This window comes from Candidatus Tectomicrobia bacterium, from assembly GCA_016192135.1.
Lineage (GTDB): Bacteria > UBA8248 > UBA8248 > UBA8248 > UBA8248 > 2-12-FULL-69-37.
Genome location: JACPUR010000037.1, coordinates 13080 through 28734, shown reverse-complemented (window position 1 = coordinate 28734; position 15655 = coordinate 13080). Strand labels below are relative to the sequence as shown.

Below are 15655 nucleotides of genomic sequence, written 5' to 3'. Positions count from 1 at the left end.
CCCCGCCTTCGCGGCAGCGGCCCTGCTCGCGGTTCCGGGCGCGGCGTGGGCGCAGGCCCAGGGGGGGGCTCCCCTTGTGCTGCCCCGGCTGCAGCTCGGTTTCGGCGCGCCGGCCTCCTCGGGCGAGGTCGCGACGGGGCTCCAGATCCTGGCGCTGCTCACGGTGCTGACGCTGGCGCCCTCGATTCTGGTGATGATGACCTCCTTCACGCGGATCGTGATCGTGCTGGCGTTCATGCGGCAGGCCCTCGGGATGCAGCAGACGCCTCCCAACCCCGTGCTCATCGGGCTGGCGCTTTTCCTGACCTTCTTCTCCATGGCCCCGGTCGGGACCCGCATCCACGCCGAGGCCCTCCAGCCTTACCTGAGCGACCAGATCGACTACATGACGGCGCTCCGGCGGGCGGAGGGGCCGCTGCGCAAGTTCATGCTCCACCAAACGCGCGAAAAGGACCTCGCCCTCTTCGTGAGCCTCTCGAAGCAGGAGCGGCCGGCCACCCCGGCGGACGTGCCGACCACCACCATCATCCCGGCCTTCCTGATCAGCGAGCTCAAGACGGCCTTCCAGATCGGCTTCATGCTGTTCATCCCGTTCCTGATCGTGGACATGGTGATCGCGTCGATCCTCCTCTCGCTCGGCATGATGATGCTGCCGCCGGTCCTCGTGTCGCTGCCCTTCAAGCTGATGCTGTTCGTGATGGTGGACGGGTGGGCCCTGCTCGTGGGCTCGCTCATGCAGAGCTTCGGCTGAGCGCGGAGGAGCGGCAATGGGCCCCGATACCGTCCTGACCCTGGTGCAGACCGCCCTCGAGGTGATGCTCAAGCTCGCGGGCCCGATCCTCATCGGAGGCCTGGTGGTGGGCATCCTGGTGGGCATCATCCAGGCCGTGACGCAGATCCAGGAGATGACCCTCACCTTCATCCCCAAGATCCTGGTGACGGTGCTCATCGCCCTGGTGGCATTCCCCTGGATGCTCAACCTGATGATGGATTACACGACCAACCTGTTCCAGGCCATTCCGAAGCTGGTCCGGTAGGAGAGGGGCGTGGAGTACCTCAACGTCACGACGATCGAGTTCGAGCGCTTCATCCTGATCCTGGTGCGGGTGGGGTCCATGCTCTTCTCCGCGCCGGTCATCGGGTCGCCCATCGTGCCCTCGGCCGTGAAGGTCGCGGCGGCGGCGGCGGTGTCCATGGCGCTCTTCCCGACCGTGGGCGCGACGATGCTCCTCAAGGAGATGCCTTTCTACGAGCTCGCGGGGCTGGCGCTGGGGGAGGTGATGCTGGGGCTGGCGGCGGGCCTGCTGGCGCGGCTGTTCCTCGCCGCCATGGAGGTGGGGGCCGAGGCCATCGGCTTCCAGATGGGCTTCGGCATCGCGACCTCGGTGGACCCCACCACCCAGGCCCACACGGCGCTGCTCTCGCAGTTCCAAAGCGCGATCACGGCCCTCATCTTCCTGGCGACCGACGCCCACTACTACTTCTTCCGGGCCATCTCGGACAGCTTCGGACGCATTCCCCTCATGGGGTTCCACGCGAACCGGGACTTCTACCTGCTCTTTCTTCAGGTGTCGCGCGACATCTTCATCGTCGCCGTTCAGTTCGCCGCGCCGGCCACCGTGGTGCTCCTGCTGACGAGCCTCGCGCTGGGCATCGTGGCCCGCACCGTGCCCCAGATGAACATCTTCATCGTGGGCATCTCCGTGCAGGTGGCGGTGGGCTTCGGGGCGCTGTTCGTCTCGCTCTCGATGATGGGCCTGCTCTACGGGCAGGTCTTCACGGCGATGGGGGGGAGCCTCCTCCGCCTGGTGCGGTCCTTCTAGGGGAAGGCGATGGCGGCCGAGAAAGACGACAAGACAGAGCCCGCGACACAGCGCAGGCGCGAGGAGGTTCGCGAGAAGGGCCAGGTGGCCAAGAGCCGCGAGGTCGCCTCGGTGGCCATCCTCGCCGCCGCCGTCGTCTACTTCTACTTCTTCACGGGCGCGACCGGGGAGTCCGTCGCCCGGATGACGCGGCACTTCTTCCAGGCGGCCTCGGTGCGGCTGGAGACGCCGGACGACTTCCTCTCGCTCCTCATCATCGCGGTGGAGTCGGCCGCCTGGGCCCTCCTGCCGCTGCTGGGCTTCGTCGCGGTCTTCTCCGTCTTAGCGCACGTCGTCCAGTTCGGCCTGCTCTTCGCCCCCGAGGCCCTCGCGCCCAAGATGAGCCGCATGAACCCCCTCGAGGGCCTGAAGCGCCTCGTCGGGAAGCAGGGCTGGATGGACCTCTTCAAGTCGCTGGGGAAGGTCGCCCTGGTGGGCTACGTGGGCTACCTGACGGTGTCCGAGGCCTGGCCCGGGCTTCCCAAGCTCTCGCAGACGCCCCCGGCGGAGATCCTCGCTTTCCTGCTCGACTTCGCGACGAAGATCATCGTGCGCTCCACGATGGTGCTGCTCTTCCTCGCCGCCGTGGACTACGCCTTCCAGCGCTACGCCTTCGAGCAGAACATCAAGATGAGCAAGGACGAGGTGAAGCAGGAGTACAAGCAGCGCGAGGGCGACCCCCTGGTCAAGGCGCGCGTCCGCCAGGTGCAGCGGGACATGAGCCGCCGGCGCATGATGGCCGCCGTCCCCAAGGCCGACGTGATCATCACCAACCCCACGCACTACGCCGTGGCGGTGCTCTACGTGCGCGGCGAGATGGAGGCGCCCATGGTCGTGGCCAAGGGCCGGGGCTTCATCGCCCAGCGCATCCGCGAGATCGCCGAGGAGCACGGAGTCCCCCAGATCGAGAACAAGCCCCTGGCGCGCGGCCTCTACCGCGCCGTCCAGATCGGCCAGGCCATCCCGGCGGAGTTCTACAAGGCCGTGGCCGAGATCCTGGCCTACGTCTATACGCTCAAGCGCGAGGCGGCCTAGATGACGAGGGACGGAAGGCGCATTCGCCGGGATGAGGGCGGCCCCTGTAGGGGCGAACCTCGTGTTCGCCCCAAGCGGGCGCCGGTTGAAGAGGGCGATGACAAGCATCGCCCCTACAGACCGATCGGAGGCCGGGGTGAGGGCGCAAGGGGCGCCGCCGGCCGCACGGGGCTCGAGGTCGAAAGGCGTGAATTGCGCATGAAACCGGCCCGGGAGAGGGGAGAATGAACGAGGCGGCTGGAATCGCGAGGCTGACGCGGAACAGCGACATCGCCATGGCCCTCGGGATCGTGGGGATCCTGGTCGTCATGATCATCCCCGTGCCCGCGCCCATGCTGGACGCGCTGCTCTCGTTCAGCATCACCTTCGGCATCGTGGTGCTCCTCGTCTCCCTCTACACGACGGAGCCCCTGGAGTTCAGCGTCTTCCCCTCGCTCCTGCTGGTCACGACGCTCTTCCGCCTCTCCCTCAACGTGGCCTCGACCCGCCTTATCCTCACGCAGGGCTCCGAGGGGCCGGGGGCGGCGGGGCAGGTGATCCAGGCGTTCGGCAACTTCGTCGTCGGGGGGAACTACGTCGTCGGCCTCGTCGTCTTCCTCATCCTCGTCATCATCAACTTCGTGGTCATCACCAAGGGCGCCGGGCGCGTGGCCGAGGTGGCCGCGCGGTTCACCCTGGACGCCATCCCGGGCAAGCAGATGGCCATCGACGCGGACCTGAACGCCGGCCTCATCAACGAGGCGGAGGCCCGCCGCCGCCGCTCCCAGATCAGCAGGGAGGCGGATTTCTTCGGCGCGATGGACGGCGCCAGCAAGTTCGTCCGCGGCGACGCCGTGGCCGGCCTCGTCATCACCTTTATCAACCTCCTCGGCGGCCTGGCCATCGGCGTATTCCAACAGGGGATGCCGCTCGCCCGGGCGGCCGCGACCTACGCCATCCTGACGGTGGGCGACGGCCTCGTGGCCCAGATCCCCGCGCTCCTCATCTCGACGGCGGCGGGCATCGTGGTGACCCGCTCGGGCGAGAGCACCCACCTGGGCGCCACCATGAGTGCCCAGCTCCTCGGCCACACCCGGGCCATCGGGGTGGCCTCGGGGCTTCTGTTCGTGCTGGGGATGTTCCCCGGGCTGCCGCAGCTCCCCTTCTTCCTGCTCGCGGGCGTCACCGGCGGGCTGGCCTACTACCTCAACCAGGCCAAGGCCGCCGACGTCCAGCGCCAGGAGGAAGAGGATGTGGCCGCCAAGGCCGCGCACCCGGCCGTCTCCGCGCCCGAGAACGTGGACGCCCTGCTCCAGGTGGACCTGATGGAGCTCGACGTGGGCTACAGCCTCATACCCCTCGTGGACGCGCGGCAGAACGGCGAGCTCCTGGACCGCATCCGGTCCATCCGCCGGCAGTTCGCCCACGACGTGGGGCTGGTGGTGCCGCCGCTGCACATCCGCGACAACCTCCAGCTCAAGCCCGGCGAGTACGCGATTCTCCTCAAGGGGGTGGACGTGGCTCGGGGCGAGATCATGATGGACCACTTCATGGCCATGGACACGGGGGCGGTCGAGAGCCCCGTACCCGGCATCCCGACCACGGAGCCCGCCTTCGGCCTCCCGGCCATCTGGATCACGCCGGCCAACAGGGAGCGGGCCCAGCTCGCGGGCTACACCGTGGTGGAGCCCGCCACGGTGGTGGCCACCCACCTCACCGAGGTGGTCAAGAAGCACGGCCACGAGCTCCTCACCCGCAGCGAGGTGCAGCGCCTCCTCGACAAGGTGGGCCAGACCCACGCCAAGGTGGTGGAGGAGCTGGTGCCCAACCTCCTCTCGCTAGGGAAGGTGCAGAAGGTGCTCCAGAACCTCGTGCGCGAGGGCGTGAGCGTGCGCGACCTGGTCTCGATCCTGGAGGCCCTGGCGGACTACGCCGTCATCTCCCAGGACCCCGACGTCCTGACCGAGTACGTGCGCAGCCGCCTGGCCCGGAACCTGACCTCCCAGCACGCGGGCGAGACGGGCTCGATCAGCGTCATCACCCTCGACCCCGAGGTGGAGCGCTCGGTGGTGGGCTCCCTCCAGCACACCGAGCACGGCAGCTACCTGGCCCTCGACCCCGCCCTGGCGGACCGCCTCCTGCGCGGCATCCAGGGCCAGATGGAGCGGTTCGAGACCTCGAGCACGCCCCCGGTCCTGCTGGCCTCGCCGGCCGTCCGGGGCCACCTGAGGAAGTTCGTCGAGCGCTTCATCCCGCAGCTCGCGATCCTTAGCCACAACGAAATCGCCCCTGGAGTCCGTATCCAGAGTCTCGGAAGCGTGAGGTTGGCATGAAACGACACCTGTTCCGCGGAAAGGATCTGCGCGAAACCCTCGGCAAGGTGAGGGAGGCCCTCGGCTCCGAAGCCGTCATCTTCGCCACCCGGCGGGTGCGGGGGGCGGAGGGGGACCACTTCGAGGTGGAGGCCGCCGAGTGGAGCGAGTCCATGCCCGGCGGCGGCGGCGCGGCGGTCCCGCGCCCGGAGCCCGAGCTCCAGGCCCCCCGCGCGCCCGCGCCCCCCGCCCGCGCCCCCAAGGCGGCGCCCGCGGCCCCGGAGCCGGCGAACGGACTCTCCCCGCTCATCGTCTCCTCGGTCTACACCGAGCTCGTCGAGAGCGGGCTGGGGGAGGAGACCGCTCGCGAGCTCATCGCCCAGGCGGCGGGGAGCCTCGCCCTCTCGGAGAAGGATTCGGCCGAGCCCCTGCGCGAGCGCGTGGCGGGGCTGCTGACCTTCCTGTTCGAGGCGGGCGGGCCCGTCCGCGCGAGGCGCCCGGAGGAGGCGGGGCCGGCCCTGGCGAACTTCATCGGCCCGACCGGGGTGGGGAAGACCACGACCGTGGCCAAGATCGCGGCCGAGTGCACGCGCCGGCGCCGCCTGAAGGTGGGCCTCGTCGGGATCGAGGTCCCGGGCACCGGGGCCGTGGAGCGCCTGCGCGCCTTCAGTGCCTCCCTCAAGCTGCCCTTCCTCGCCGCCGGCTCCCCGGCCGAGGTGGACGACGCCGCCGAGCGCTTCGCCAAGGCGGACGTGGTGCTGGTGGATTCCCCCGGCACGGTGCTGGGCAATCCTTCGGGCGTCTCGGCGCTTCAGTCCTTTTTCGGTGAAGGCCGCCGCGGGCAGAACTACCTGGTGCTGGCCGCCAACACGCACCCCGACGACATGGCCCGGATGGCGGGGCGGTTCTCCTGCGTGCCGCTCCACAGGCTCATTTTCACGAAACTGGATGAAAGCAGCCGGTTTGGTGTAATCTTCGAAAGGCACATGGAATTGGGGGTCCGCGTGGCGTACTTCACGACGGGCCAGAGGGTGCCGCAGGACCTAGAGGTGGCCTCACCCGCCCGGATGGCCCGCCTGATCCTGCCCGCGGCCCACCGCCAGGGGACGGCCGTGGGGGCGCCGGCTTGAGGGGCGCGGGGGGCAGCATGACACTCAGTCAGGACAACCGGCGGATGCGGGTCCTGTCCGTCACCAGCGGGAAGGGCGGGGTCGGGAAGACCTGCGTCGCCGTCAATCTCGCCTATTGGCTCTCCAAGATGGGGGCCCGCGTGCTGCTCCTGGACGCGGACCTCGGCCTCGCCAACGTGGACGTCGTCCTGGGGCTCCGGCCCGCCTTCACCCTCGAGCACGTCCTCTCGGGAGAGAAGACCCTCCCCGAGATCATGATGGACGGCCCGGGCGGGGTACGGGTCCTGCCGGCCGGCTCCGGCGTGGCCCGCCTCGTCGAGCTCGGCGAGGAGGACCGCATGCAGGTCTTCCAGGAGTTCGACGCCCTCGCCGATCCCTTCGACTACCTCATCGTGGACACCGGCGCCGGCATCAGCCGGAACGTCCTCTACTTCAACTCGGCGGTCCAGGACGTCATCGTGGTCGCCACGCCCGAGCCCACCTCGCTCACCGACGCCTACGCGCTGATGAAGGTGCTGAGCGAGAAGGGGCGGGGCTACCGGTTCCGGGTGCTGGCCAACATGGTGGCCGACGAGCGCGAGGGCAAGGGCGTCTTCGCCCGGCTGAGCGCGGTGGCGGACAAGTTCCTGAACATCTCCCTGAGCTACCTCGGCCACGTCGTGATCGATCCGGGCATGCCCCAGGCCGTGCGGAGGCAGCAGGCGGCTTCGGTGCTCTTCCCGAAGATCCCGGCCGTGCGGTGCCTGCGGGCGCTCGCGGACCGGCTCCACAACCTCCCTCCCGACGTTTTCCCCGCGGGCCACATGCAGTTCTTCTGGCGGAAGCTCGCGGCCCAGAAGGCCTGAGGCGGAGCCATGAGCCGCAACCAGTGGATGGAGGCCCTGCCCCGCGTCGCCATCGCCTTCGGCGTCATGGCCTTCGGCGTGGCGCTGGGCGCGGCGATGGTCTCCGGGGTAGGATTGGGGCTCGCCCTGTGGCGGGCCGCCGTGGGGGCGGCGATCTTCACCGTCCTGGGCGGCTTCCTGAGCTATCTGCTCCTTCTGTTCCTCGCGGAGAAGTAGGGGGGAATCGGCCGTGGCCCCCGACGTGCATTTCGATCCGAGCGACCGCGAGGGGCTCGTCCTCCGCTACACGCCCCTGATCAAGTTCATCGCCAACCGGCTGGCCATCCGGCTGCCGCCCCACATCGACGTGAACGACCTGATCAACGCGGGCGTGCTGGGGCTGATGGACGCCATCGACAAGTACGACCCCACGCGCGAGGCCCAGTTCAAGACCTATGCCGAGTTCCGCATCCGGGGCTCCATGCTGGACGAGCTGCGCGCGATGGATTGGATCCCCCGCTCGGTGCGCCAGAAGGCGAACATCCTGGAGGGCGCCTTCGCCAAGATCGAGCAGGAGATGGGCCGCGCCGCCTCGGACGAGGAGGTGGCCCGCGAGCTGGGCATGAACATGGAGGAGTTCCAGAAGTTCCTCTCTCAGTCCGCCGGCATGGCCCTCCTGAGCCTGGACGACCTGATCGACCCCACCCACCCGGAGGACAACCGCTCCCTCCTCGATCACCTGGCCTCGCTGGACGAGGACGACCCCCAGGCCAAGCTCGCCTTCGAGGAGCTCAAGCGCATCCTCGGGCAGTCCATCGACGCCCTGCCCCAGCGCGAGCGCCTCGTGCTCTCGCTTTACTACCACGAGGAGCTGACCATGAAGGAAGTCGGGCAGATCCTCGACGTGACCGAATCCCGCGTCTCCCAGCTCCACTCCAAGGCCATCGCGCGCATCAAGGTGAAGCTCAAGCGCCTCGTCGGCGAGAAGCCCTAGGGCCTTTCTAAACCCGCGATTCCCCTTTTTTGTTGCAGGGGCGCACGGCCGCGCGCCCCTGCGGACCCGAATCCCGTAAATTGTCTGTAGGGGCGAACCTCGTGTTCGCCCTCTTGGGTCGGTCCGCGGACGCGGGGCGAATACAAGATTCGCCCCTACGGACAGAAACCCCGCCGTTCATCCCGTAAGGGCGCTCATTGAATGCCCCTGCACGGGGGGAGAGGCGGTCCGGATGGGCTTATTCGAAAATGGGTCCCTTGACAGCCGAAAAGAATGGAAATATTAGGGGAAATTCAAGGATTCGCCCTTTTCCGCCGATAAGAAAAGGGGAAAACAGGCGCCCCGGAGAAAGGTCCGAAAATGGCCGAATCCATCCATTTCCCGATGGCCACCCCGCAGACCCAGGCGGCCGAGCGGGTGGTGAACCAGCAGGCCCATCAGGCGGCCAACCTCCTCCACGCCCAGATGGCCGAGCACGACCGCCAGCGCCGCGTCCAGGCGGAGACGGTGGTCGAGGCGCGGGAGGCGGAGAACCCAAACGTGGACCAGGAGGGCCACTTCGGGGCCGAGTACCACGCCCGCAAGCGCGAGGGCGACGAGGCCGCCCCGCCCGAGGAGGCCCCTCCCGCGCCCTCGTCCCCGGGCGAGGAGGACTTCCAGGGCCGGTTCATCAATGTGGTCGTCTGACCCCTTCCTCTCCAGCCGATGACGCCGGACATCCCCATCCCGATCACGCCCCAGGGCGCCCCCGCCCCGGCGGGGGCGGTCCCGCCCGGGGAGGCGCTCCCGTTCGCGCCGGGGGAGATTTTCGCGGCCGTGGCCGGGGCCGCTCCGCCCGGCGCCCCGCCGGGCGCGGTGCAGCTCAGCGCCGGAAGCCTCGACATTCTCGTGCAGCTCCGGCTCGAGCTCCTTCCGGGCGAGGGGGTGCTGGCCGAGCTGGTGCCCCGTCGGGGGGATGAAGCCCCGCTGATCCGCATCCTCGCCCGCTCGGGCGAGGGGAGCGGCAAGCTGGAGCTTCCCTCCCCGGGGGCCATCCGGCTGGCGCCCGGGGCCGAGATCCCGCCCGCGCTGCGCCTGCTCCTGGGCAAGGGCGTGCTGGCGGGGGAGGTTCTCCCCTTCGCGAACCGGCTGGCGGCCGGGGTGAACCTGGGTGGGGTGGCGCTGCCCTTCCAGCTCGATCCACCCGCCCGGCCGGGGGACCGCATCTTCGTCCGGGGGCAGGACGGCGGCGGCGTCTTCTCCCTCCAGGTGCTGGGGCGGGGGGGACCCCGGGCGTCCACGCCCCCGGCGGAGGGGGGGCTGGCCGCCATCCTGCGGGCGGGGCCCTTCCGGGCGGCGCCGGTTTCCTCCCAGCAGGTCCTCCAAGCCCTCCAGCCGGGGAACGTGCTGGAAGGGGTGCTCCTCCGGGTGCTCCCCCAGGCCGTCCCCCGCGCATCCGAGACTCCCAATCCCGCGTTCCACGGGAAACCCGAGGCCAGCGGGCGGGCGGCGGGCCAGGCGCTCCCGGGCGGAGGCCGGGAAGGAGTCCCTCCACCCGTGGCGGCGCCCGCCCGGACGGCCCTTCTCCGCTTCCCGGGCTTCGAGATGGAGGTCCCCTGGCCCCAGGAGGCCTCGGGGGCCTTCTCGCCGGGCGATCCGGTCCGGCTCTGGGTGCGGGGGACGGCGCCCCGGCTGGACCTCCAGCTTCTCCCGCCCGCCTGGGGGAGCCGGGGAGGGGAGGGGAGGTGGGTCCCCTCGGGCGGGGCCGGGGAGCGCAGCTTCGGACCCCGGCTCCTCCAGCTCGCCGAGGGACTGGCCCAGCTTCGGGAGGCGCCCGGCGAGGAGCCCGCCCTCGTCCGGGAGGCGGGGCGCCTCCACGCGGCCCTCGAGCGGCTCGTCCTGCGGGAGGGAGAGCTGACGCCCGAGCGGGTCCGGGAGGCGTTCGAGACCTCGCTGCGGGAGCCGGGCCGCCGGGAGGCGGACGCCCCGGGCCGGGCGCCCGAGGAGGGATCGCTGCGGGAGAGCCTCCAGCGCTTCCTCCAGGCGGCGCGGGAGATCGGGCGGAACGACCCGGCCCTGGCTTCCCTGGGGGCGGGGGCCGGGCGGGCGGCGGCCTCGCTGGATTTCCTGAACGCCGCCAACGCCCTGCGCCAGCACGTGGACCAGGGGAGCTTTCTCCAGATTCCCTATGTCCTGGGCGGGGAGCGGGGGACAATGGACGTGGTGGTGCGGGGGGATCGGGGGGCCGGGAAAAAGGGCGGCCGGAAGGAGAATTACTCGGCCGTCCTCCTCCTGGAGCTGGAGGGGCTGGGCCCCCTCCGGGTGGACGCCTCCCTGGCCCGCGGCCGGGCCTCGGTGCGCTTCACCACCCCGAGCGAGCCCGTAGGGCGCTTCCTGAACGGCGAGCTGCCCAAGCTCCGGGAGGCCATCGAGAGCCAGCAGATCCAGGTGGAGAGGGTGTCGTGGGCCCAGGGGAAGGTGACGCCCGAGCCGGCCGTCCCCGCGCCGCCCGAGGCGGCGGGCCCCGAGGGGGCCGCTCCCTTCATCGACCTCAAGGTGTGAGGTTTCATCGGGGCCAAGAGGCCCCGGGAGCACATTAGCCGGGGAGAGCATCCGCCTTCTCCCTCCCCCTCCGGGGAGTGTGGGGTGGGGAAAGCCCATGGGTGGCTCCCTCCCCCTCCCGAGGGGAGGGGGAAGACAATTTTCCCGGCTAGGAAGGGTTGGTTTCTTCCGCGTCTGCTTCTGATTGAGGGAATAGGAGATTTTCTCATGGAGCCCCATCGCCGGCCGCTGCCGGTCATCCCGATGGAGGCGGTGGCCCTGCGCTACGAGCCCCGGCTCGAGCAGGCCCCCCGCCTCGTGGCCAAGGGCCGGGGAGAGGTGGCCGAGCGCATCCTGGAGCTGGCCCGCATCCACAACATCCCCATCCGGGAGGACTCGGACCTGGTCCGCCTCCTCGGAAAGCTCGACCTGGAAGCCGAAATTCCGCCCGATCTGTACAAGGTGATCGCCGAGATCCTGGCCTTCGTGTACTTCGTCAATGAAAAGTGGAAGAAGGAAAAAGCTGCATAATCCGTCAAGTTTCGGATAGGTAAATCGTTCCGGGCCCGCCGGTCGGGCCGGACATGACCTAGAAACAACATCAATCAAATGTAACAACCAATTGTATTTGAATGCATTTCCCGGCATCAGATCCAAGCGCCCCTCCTGGCACATCTCTTGCTCTGAGCACCAGGCAAAGCACCCGGGCCGCCCCCGGGACGAAGGCTCTGTCGCGGGCTTGAGGAGGAGAGAGCGGTGCAGCCAGGGGCCTACAGCGTGATCGCGGCCGCCCTCCTGCGGCAGCGCCACCTCGAGATCGCGACCAACAACCTGGCCAACGCCAGCACCGTCGGCTTCAAGGCCGAGCGGCCCGTCTTCGATCTTCACCAGACCGAAGCCCCGGCGGACGAGATCCGTCCCCTCGGCGGCGACCTCGTCCGGCAGTCCCGCTGGGCGGCCACCCTCATTAACTATTCCGGCGGAAAGACACAGCACACGGCCAACCCGCTTGACGTCTCCATCGTCGGCGACGGCTTTTTCGTGCTCCAGACCCCGGAGGGCCGCCGCTACACCCGGGCCGGGCAGTTCGCCCTGAACGGCAGCCGGGAGATCGTCTCGGCCGATGGCTTCCCGGTTCTCGGCGTTGAGGGAAGGGCCATCCGCCTTCCGGCCGGGGACAAGATCGTCATCGGCCAGACCGGCGAGGTCATGGTGGGGAACGCGGTGGCGGGCCGGATCCGAGTGGTGGACTTCCCCAAGCCCTACAAGCTGTTCAAGCAGAACGGGGCCGCCTTCTCCACCATCGATCCCCGGGAAGAGGGCACCCCCGTGGCGGCGCCGCAGCTGGTCCAGGGCTCGCTCGAGCTCTCGAACGTCTCGCCCATCTCGGAGATGGTCGCCCTCATCGAAACCGCCCGGCTGTACGAGGCATACCAGAAGATCTTCCAGTCCTTCGATTCCATGAGCGACCGGGCAGTCAACGATCTGGGGCGGACCCAGTCGATCGCCTGATCCAGCCCCCTGAGGAGGCAGAACCTTGATCCGCGCCCTGTTCACCGCCGCCACCGGAATGCAGGCCCAGCAGATCAACATCGACGTCATCGCCAACAACCTGGCGAACGTCAGCACCGTAGGCTTCAAGAAGCACCGGGCGGACTTCCAGGAGCTCCTCTACGAGACCATCATCCCTCCCGGCTCGCCCTCCGCGCAGGGCAACCAGATCCCGACCGGCCTCCAGATCGGCACCGGCGTGCGCCCCGCGGCCACGCAGAAGATCTTCACCGAGGGCGAGTTCAAGCGCACCGACAACGAGCTCGATCTCGCCGTCGAGGGAGAGGGCTTCTTCGTCATCACCCGGCCCAGCGGCGAGACGGCCTACACCCGCTCGGGCGCCTTCAAGCTCGACAGCACGGGCCGGCTCGTGACGAGCGAGGGCTTCCTCCTCTCGCCGAACATCACCATCCCGACCACCGCCCTCAAGATCACCGTGGGGACGGACGGCACCGTCTCCGTCCTCACGGCGGGGGCCACCACCCCGACCCAGGCGGGCCAGATCACGCTCGCCCGTTTCCCCAACCCGGGCGGCCTCAACTCCCTGGGGCGCAACCTCTTCGGCGAGACAGTGGCCTCGGGCGCCCCCACCACGGGCAACCCGGGCGTCAATGGCCTGGGGACGCTCGTCCAGGGCTTCCTCGAGAACTCCAACGTCAGCGTGGTGGATGAGCTGGTGGCCCTCATCGAGGCCCAGCGCGCCTACGAGATCAACAGCAAGGCCATCCAGACCAGCGACGAGATGCTCCAGGTCGTGGCCAACCTCAAGCGGTAAGGGACGGATCATGCGCCAGACGCTGCTCGCAGCCGCTCTCGTCCTCTCGATGGCGCTCCCGCTGCCGGCGGAGGGCCAGGGGGCCCCGCGCTTTCTCGACGCCGGGGACGTGGCGGCCGAGGTGCGCCGCTTCGTCGCGGCCCAGCTCGGCACGGGCCCGGACCGGGCCGAGGTGCGCTCGGTCCAGCTCCAGGGGCAGCGGGTCCTCCTGCCTCCCGGGCGGGTTTCGCTCGAGGCGGAGCTGCCGCCCCAGGGGCGGCTCCTGGGCCGCACCCCGCTGATGGTGGTGGTGCGGAACGAGGCCGGCGCGGAGGTGCGCAGGCTCTGGGTGACGGCCGAGATTGCGGTCTACGCCGGCGTCCCCGTGGCCCGCGTGCCCCTCGGCGCGAACCAGGTGGTGGACGCCTCCTTCTTCGAGATGCGCCGCAAGGACCTGGCCTCGCTGCCCCCGGACGCCCTGACCCGGATGGAGGATCTCGAGGGCGCGCGCCTGCGCCGGGCGCTGGCGCCGGGCGAGGCCGTGCGCGCCGCCGAAGTGGAGCTTCCCTACCTCGTCCGCCAGGGCAGCCTGGTGCGGATCGTCGCCCGCCGGGGCGGCCTGATGATGACGGCGGTGGGCAAGGCGCTCGATTCGGGCCGCAAGGGCGAGGCGATCCGCATCTTGAACGTCGACTCCAACAAGATGGTCCAGGGCCGCGTGGTGGAAAAGGCGGCCGTGGAAGTTCTTTTCTGAGCGGGGGAGGATATGCGGAGCCGGTTGGGGAAGGCGCTTCTGATTCTCGCGGTGGCGGCCCCCTTCGGGGGATGCGGGGGCATGTTCTCGGCCGGCGGTGGAGAGCCCGCCCCGCCCGCCCGCACCGATCCCGCGGCGCCGGGCGCGCCCGTGCGCCGGGTCGAGACCTTCCGCCGCGGGGTGACGGCTCCGCCCTCCGCCGCGCCCACCGAGACGGCCGCCGCCAGCCGGGCCTCCCTCTGGAGCGATACGAGCCCCTTCCTCTTCCATGACCGCCGGGCCATGCGGGTCGGGGACGTGCTCACGGTGGTGATCAACGAGTCCTCCAACGCCAAGAAAGAGGCGGACACCGAGAACAAGCGCTCCTCCGACCTGGCTTTCACGGTCCCGTCGCTCCCGGGCTACGGGAAGATCCTGGCCACCCCCAGCGGCGGCCGGGGGCGGCGCTTCAACCAGGACGACACCCTGCGCGCCACCTCGCGGAACGACCTCACGAGCGAGAGCGAGATCGAGCGCACCGACACCATGAACGCCACCATCGGGGCCCGCGTGGTCGAGATCTTTCCGAACGGAAACCTTCTGATCGAGGGGCGCCGCGAGCTGACCACCCACAAAGAGACACTCATCGTGACGGTGAGCGGCATCGTGCGCCCCGAGGACATCGACACCAACAACACCGTCCAATCGAAGAATCTGGCGGACGCCCGGATCGTCTACACCGGCGACGGCATTCTCGCCGAGGCCCAGCAGCCCGGCTGGCTCGGCCGGGCGGTGAACATCCTTTGGCCTTTCTAGGGGATGATTCGATGCGGAAAACCATGACCCGGGCGAGCCTGCTGCTCGCGGCCTTCCTCGCCCTCTCCCTGGCGGCGCCGGCCGGCGCCCGGGCGGCGCGGTTGAAGGACGTGGCCTCCGTCTCGGGGGTGCGCTCCAACCAGCTCCTCGGCTACGGCCTGATCGTGGGCCTGGACGGCACGGGCGACGGCAACGACCCCTCCTTCACGGCGCAGAGCCTGGCGAACCTTCTCAAGAAGCTGGGAATCAACATCCCGGCGACCGCCTTCAAGGTGAAGAACGTGGCGGCCGTGATGGTGACGGCGGACTTCCCGCCCTTCGCGCGGAGCGGCTCCCGCCTGGACGTGACGGTCTCGGCCGTGGGCGACGCCAAGAGCCTGCTCGGCGGCACCCTCCTGCTCACGCCCCTGCGGGGGGCGGATGGGGAGGTGTACGCGGTGGCCCAGGGCCCGGTGTCGCTCGGCGGCGGCTTCGCCTTCGAGGGCGGGACCGGCACGGCCGTCAAGCGGAATCATCCCACCGTGGGCACCATCAGCGGCGGCGCCTCGGTGGAGCGGGAGATCCCGGTGAACTTCGCCGCGCAGAAGAGCATCCGGCTCGCCCTCCATCAGCCCGACTTCACCACGGTGGCCCGTGTGGTGACCGCCATCAACCAGACGTTCGGCGAGGGCGCGGCCGTCGCCCGCGACTCCGGCACCGTGGACGTCGACGTCGCCAAGGTCTCGGGCGGCGCGGTGAACGCCATGGCCCAGCTCGAGCGCATCGAGGTGGCCACCGACCAGCGGGCGCGGGTGGTGATCAACGAGCGGACGGGCACCATCGTCATGGGCGAGAGCGTGCGCATCTCCACCGTGGCCATCAGCCACGGAAACCTGAACATCGTGATCCGGGAGGAGTCCCAGGTCTCCCAGCCGGGGGCGTTCGCGCCCGAGGGGGCCGCCACGGTGGTGGTGCCCCGCTCGGAGGTCACGGTCAAGCAGGAGAAGCGGAACATGGTCGTCCTGGCCCGGACGGTGAGCATCGGCGACGTGGTGCGGGGGCTCAACGCCATCGGCGTCGCCCCGCGCGACCTGATCGCCATCCTGCAGGCGCTCAAGGCGGCGGGCGCTCTCGACGCGGAGATCGCGCTCCTCTAGGGGCGGGAG

17 protein-coding genes are annotated in these 15655 nt (G+C 69.8%); all 17 read left to right on the top strand.

Annotated elements, in window-relative coordinates; all coding sequences use genetic code 11:
* Positions 1–22: 22 nt before the first annotated feature.
* The 17 genes from fliP (at position 23) to HYZ11_15165 (ending at position 15646) form a co-directional block, all read left to right on the top strand.
* Complete coding sequence (gene fliP, locus HYZ11_15245; protein ID MBI3128960.1) at positions 23–751, top strand: flagellar type III secretion system pore protein FliP; 729 nt, start codon at positions 23–25, stop codon at positions 749–751.
* A gap of 16 nt (positions 752–767) precedes the next feature.
* Positions 768–1037, top strand: a complete 270-nt coding sequence (gene fliQ / locus HYZ11_15240; protein MBI3128959.1) for a flagellar biosynthesis protein FliQ — start codon at positions 768–770, stop codon at positions 1035–1037.
* A gap of 9 nt (positions 1038–1046) precedes the next feature.
* Positions 1047–1823: a flagellar biosynthetic protein FliR gene (gene fliR, locus HYZ11_15235; protein MBI3128958.1), complete on the top strand. Its 777-nt coding sequence runs from the start codon at positions 1047–1049 to the stop codon at positions 1821–1823.
* Positions 1824–1832: 9 nt separating this feature from the next.
* Positions 1833–2897: a flagellar biosynthesis protein FlhB gene (gene flhB, locus HYZ11_15230; protein MBI3128957.1), complete on the top strand. Its 1065-nt coding sequence runs from the start codon at positions 1833–1835 to the stop codon at positions 2895–2897.
* Between the two features lie 224 nt (positions 2898–3121).
* The gene (flhA, locus tag HYZ11_15225) at positions 3122–5209 is read left to right on the top strand and encodes a flagellar biosynthesis protein FlhA (protein MBI3128956.1); all 2088 of its coding nucleotides are present in this window, start codon (positions 3122–3124) and stop codon (positions 5207–5209) included.
* Positions 5206–6318: a hypothetical protein gene (locus tag HYZ11_15220; protein ID MBI3128955.1), complete on the top strand. Its 1113-nt coding sequence runs from the start codon at positions 5206–5208 to the stop codon at positions 6316–6318. The genes flhA and HYZ11_15220 overlap by 4 nt, the downstream gene beginning before the upstream one ends.
* Positions 6319–6335: 17 nt before the next feature.
* Complete coding sequence (locus HYZ11_15215) at positions 6336–7163, top strand: MinD/ParA family protein (protein MBI3128954.1); 828 nt, start codon at positions 6336–6338, stop codon at positions 7161–7163.
* Positions 7164–7172: 9 nt separating this feature from the next.
* The gene (locus HYZ11_15210; protein MBI3128953.1) at positions 7173–7379 is read left to right on the top strand and encodes a hypothetical protein; all 207 of its coding nucleotides are present in this window, start codon (positions 7173–7175) and stop codon (positions 7377–7379) included.
* Between the two features lie 13 nt (positions 7380–7392).
* A complete protein-coding gene (locus HYZ11_15205; protein MBI3128952.1) occupies positions 7393–8136 on the top strand; it encodes a FliA/WhiG family RNA polymerase sigma factor in 744 nt (247 codons plus the stop codon).
* A gap of 360 nt (positions 8137–8496) precedes the next feature.
* The gene (locus HYZ11_15200; GenBank protein ID MBI3128951.1) at positions 8497–8823 is read left to right on the top strand and encodes a hypothetical protein; all 327 of its coding nucleotides are present in this window, start codon (positions 8497–8499) and stop codon (positions 8821–8823) included.
* Between the two features lie 18 nt (positions 8824–8841).
* Complete coding sequence (locus HYZ11_15195) at positions 8842–10677, top strand: flagellar hook-length control protein FliK (GenBank protein ID MBI3128950.1); 1836 nt, start codon at positions 8842–8844, stop codon at positions 10675–10677.
* Between the two features lie 207 nt (positions 10678–10884).
* Entirely contained in the window at positions 10885–11187 is a 303-nt protein-coding gene (locus tag HYZ11_15190) for an EscU/YscU/HrcU family type III secretion system export apparatus switch protein (protein MBI3128949.1), read from the top strand.
* Positions 11188–11412: 225 nt separating this feature from the next.
* The gene (locus tag HYZ11_15185; GenBank protein ID MBI3128948.1) at positions 11413–12168 is read left to right on the top strand and encodes a flagellar hook-basal body protein; all 756 of its coding nucleotides are present in this window, start codon (positions 11413–11415) and stop codon (positions 12166–12168) included.
* Between the two features lie 25 nt (positions 12169–12193).
* Complete coding sequence (gene flgG / locus HYZ11_15180) at positions 12194–12982, top strand: flagellar basal-body rod protein FlgG (protein MBI3128947.1); 789 nt, start codon at positions 12194–12196, stop codon at positions 12980–12982.
* Between the two features lie 10 nt (positions 12983–12992).
* Entirely contained in the window at positions 12993–13715 is a 723-nt protein-coding gene (flgA, locus tag HYZ11_15175; protein ID MBI3128946.1) for a flagellar basal body P-ring formation protein FlgA, read from the top strand.
* A 12-nt stretch (positions 13716–13727) separates the two neighbouring features.
* A complete protein-coding gene (locus tag HYZ11_15170; protein ID MBI3128945.1) occupies positions 13728–14510 on the top strand; it encodes a flagellar basal body L-ring protein FlgH in 783 nt (260 codons plus the stop codon).
* A gap of 11 nt (positions 14511–14521) precedes the next feature.
* A complete protein-coding gene (locus tag HYZ11_15165; protein MBI3128944.1) occupies positions 14522–15646 on the top strand; it encodes a flagellar basal body P-ring protein FlgI in 1125 nt (374 codons plus the stop codon).
* Positions 15647–15655 lie beyond the last annotated feature (9 nt).